Raw genomic sequence first — 3361 nt, forward strand, 5'->3', positions numbered from 1 at the left:
ATAAAAGAATATTTACATAAATAGATGGAGGAAACTATGCTTACTTTTAATGAAAAACTAGCCATCATCGGATCTTTTGCCGAATTAGAACGAAAAAATGTTTCACTTGGACGGGTCAATTTCCAGTTTCCAAACAGTATTTCTGATAAAAAAAATATTGTTTATCATTTACACCCAAATGGTAATGGGTTCGTTTACGCCGGACATCTAGCACAATATGAAACGGATGATAAAGGAATGGTCAATATCCGCAATTTTTCTGCCGATCAGCTGTTCCTGCTGTTAAAAGAAGCCATCCAAGCACTATCTCCTATTGAAAAACCAGCAGCAGAGGCAGCAATTGTTGGAGAATTAGATGAAGAGCGATGGGTTGATGAAGAAAACAATCTTCTAATACTGATAAATGAAAATGACGCATGGAATATTTATTTTGGTTTAAACCTTGATGCAAGCTTTGATACTTATGAAGAAGCAGAAGAATTTTTGCGAGAAGAAGGATTTAATCGAAAATAAAGTAAAAGGCTGTGCCAGTAATAAGCACAGCCTTTATCATTCTATTCGTACTCGTGGTCTATCCATTGATCTAAGCGGATTATGCTTTGTCTTGCTCGTTCAAGGTCAATTTTTCGATAATGATGCAGCCCACCCTCTTCTTCATCTTTTTCATCTGCCCATTTCACAATTTGCTGTAAAGGTGTCCTGACAATGTCATTAGATGGTAAAAAGGAATCAGTATGGAAAAGAATAGCGAGTGCAATGGTTTTGGCCTTTATCGGATTCTCCCCAAGACGAATCAGCAGCTTATGTGCCCTTTCTGCCCCTTTTATCGCGTGAATATCATTCTGCTTGTACAAGTCATAATCCCATTTTCCATTTTTATACCATGTATAATGACCCATATCATGGAGTAGTCCTGCTTTAGCAGCAATATCAATATCTACCTGATGTTCTTTTCCTAAATGAAAGGCATGATAGGCAACAGCAATCGCATGGGCAAGTCCAGAGCGGTTCAAATATTTTTGGGCAATATGATGTTCAAATATATTTAATAAGGTAACGTCTCTCATGCCAACCCTCCTAACTTTTTCAAAATAATATTATATCCCGAATTTATAAGCAGTAAATTCCCTCATTGATTGAAGTTTCACTATATTATATTCCAACCTGTCCTAAATGGCTATTCCATCTTCATAAAGAGAAAAAAGAGAGAAGAATGAATCTTCTCTCTTGGTTAATTATTTTCAGTTGTTTTTGTCACTTTTCCTTTAGGACCTAAATATTCATAATCGTTAGGATTAATTGGAGTATATCCTTCAGGTTTGTAGAAACGCAATAAATCTTTATAGACTATTTCATCAGACATCTGCAGCTCAGTATTTACTTTTTCTAAAGTATCCTTACATGCTTCAGCATTTTCCATTAACTCTCCAGTATCATTAGAATAGCATTTATCCTTAATTTTGATTACATCAGATGCCACGAAATCACCATTTCTAAATAAAGCCCAATTCCGATGTTGTGGAGATAATAAATCAGAGCCAAATTCCATGTAATCCTTTGTATCTAATCCTAATAAGTGTAGTACTGTAGGTCGAACGTCTACTTCCCCGCCTATTTGATGCTGTACCCCACCTTTTACACCAGGTACGTGAATAAACAATGGCACACGCTGCAATTTAGCATTAGTTGCCGGAGTGATTTCATCTACCCCTAAAACCTTCGCCATCGCTTCGTTATGGTTTTCAGATATACCGTAATGATCACCGTACATAACAATAACTGTATTATCATACATACCATTTGCTTTTAAATCATTAAAAAACTGTTCAAATGCCTGATCCATATAATGTGCAGATTGAAAATATTGGTCAACAACCGTATCACCATAATCACCTGCAGGGAAATCAGTATCTTCTGGATCCATTTCAAAAGGGAAATGGTTTGACAATGAAATAAACTTTGTATAGAACGGCTGCTTTAGGCTCTCAAGTAACGGAATCGATTCTTTAAAGAACGGTTTGTCTTTCATGCCATAGTTTTTAGTATTTTCATCTGTCATGTTATAGTATTCTGCATCAAAAAATTGATCGTAACCAAATGCTTTATAGATGACGTTCCTATTCCAAAACGTTTTATAGTTACCATGTAATACTGCTGAGCTGTAACCCTGGCCTTTTAGAATGGAAGGCATAGCTTGATAGGTATTTTGTGCTTTATTAACAAAAACTGCACCTTGAGACATTGGATATAAAGAATTTTCCATTAAAAATTCTGCATCAGATGTTTTCCCTTGTCCTGTTTGATGATAAAAGTTATCAAAATAAAACGTGTTACCATCATGTGCCAATGAATTTAAGAATGGTGTAACTTCCCGACCATCAGGCATTTTATAATCAATCATAAAAGTTTGGAATGATTCCATAGAAATATAAATGACGTTCATACCATTTGCTTTACCAAAGTAATCTGGATTTGGCGACGCATAGTTTGCCTTACGATAGTTCTCTACGTCGGTAATATCGCTGCTATCCGCTAGTGCACGCTGACTAGATGATTTTACGTTTTGAACGACATCATAAATAGTAAAGTTGTAAGTACCTAGATATTTTACTAAGTAATTTCTGTCAAAAGAACGTGTAAGTAACTGCGGACGATCTTTTTCTGCTAATCCTAAGTTAAACAAAAAGGTAGTAATGGCAAACAAAAGAACAATTTTAAATGACTTTCTATTCGGTACCGTAACATTCTTGAAAACTGTTAATGCAAGAGCAATTAAAATAAATAAATCAGTAAAATAAAAAATATCAAATGGGGACATTAAAGAAAGTGCACTTTCACCCAACTGTCCAGCATTTGTCTTTGTCTGCATTATAACAGGAACTGTTATAAAGTCATTAAAAAAGCGATAATAGGCAATATTTGCGTACAATAAGAATGATAATAAGAAATTTGTGATAATCATAACAAGTTTTACACGTTTCTTAAAGAGCAATGCTATTCCAAAAAAGAAAAGTGCTGAACTCAATGGATTTATCAATAGCAAAAATCTTTGCAGGTTATTATCAATTCCAAGATTAAATTCAATTTGATATGCCGCATATGTCTTAATCCAGAATGTTACAACGGCAATTACAAAGAATGTAATATGACTATTGTTGAATTTTATAGGTAGTCTTATTTTATTCATTTCTAACTTCTCCTCTCACTTACCAACTAAGCTCCGGTAAACGAACCTCAATTACTATATCACATTTTCAAAAAAAATAAAAACATAAATCTTTCCATTATATGTTTATTTCATAAAATAATTTATGTCATTATTTTTATTGATTCGACAAAATCCGAGGATCTTGTTGACAGT

General features: G+C 34.1%; 3 protein-coding genes. 1 reads left to right on the forward strand and 2 read right to left on the reverse strand.

Translation table 11 applies throughout. The annotated features are described in order from the left end of the window. Nucleotides 1-36: 36 nt before the first annotated feature. Complete coding sequence (locus V7150_RS00815) at nt 37-513, forward strand: hypothetical protein (protein ID WP_335512664.1); 477 nt, start codon at nt 37-39, stop codon at nt 511-513. A 41-nt stretch (nt 514-554) separates the two neighbouring features. Here V7150_RS00815 and V7150_RS00820 read toward each other — a convergent pair whose 3' ends face one another. Continuing rightward, nucleotides 555-1067 (reverse strand): HD domain-containing protein, encoded by a 513-nt coding sequence (locus V7150_RS00820; RefSeq protein WP_335512666.1) that lies wholly within the window; start codon nt 1065-1067, stop codon nt 555-557. A 164-nt stretch (nt 1068-1231) separates the two neighbouring features. Continuing rightward, nucleotides 1232-3187 carry an LTA synthase family protein gene (locus V7150_RS00825; protein ID WP_335512668.1) on the reverse strand — a complete coding sequence of 652 codons (1956 nt, stop codon included), beginning with the start codon at nt 3185-3187 and terminating at the stop codon, nt 1232-1234. Nucleotides 3188-3361: the final 174 nt, after the last annotated feature.

It is taken from the genome of Neobacillus drentensis, assembly GCF_036965245.1.
Taxonomy (GTDB): domain Bacteria; phylum Bacillota; class Bacilli; order Bacillales; family Cytobacillaceae; genus Neobacillus; species Neobacillus drentensis_G.

Bases quoted from the DNA above. Each gene is read 5' to 3' on its own strand.
- V7150_RS00825 (WP_335512668.1), bottom strand. From the start codon at position 3,187: ATGAATAAAATAAGACTACCTATAAAATTCAACAATAGTCATATTACA.
- V7150_RS00815 (WP_335512664.1), top strand. From the start codon at position 37: ATGCTTACTTTTAATGAAAAACTAGCCATCATCGGATCTTTTGCCGAA.
- V7150_RS00820 (WP_335512666.1), bottom strand. From the start codon at position 1,067: ATGAGAGACGTTACCTTATTAAATATATTTGAACATCATATTGCCCAA.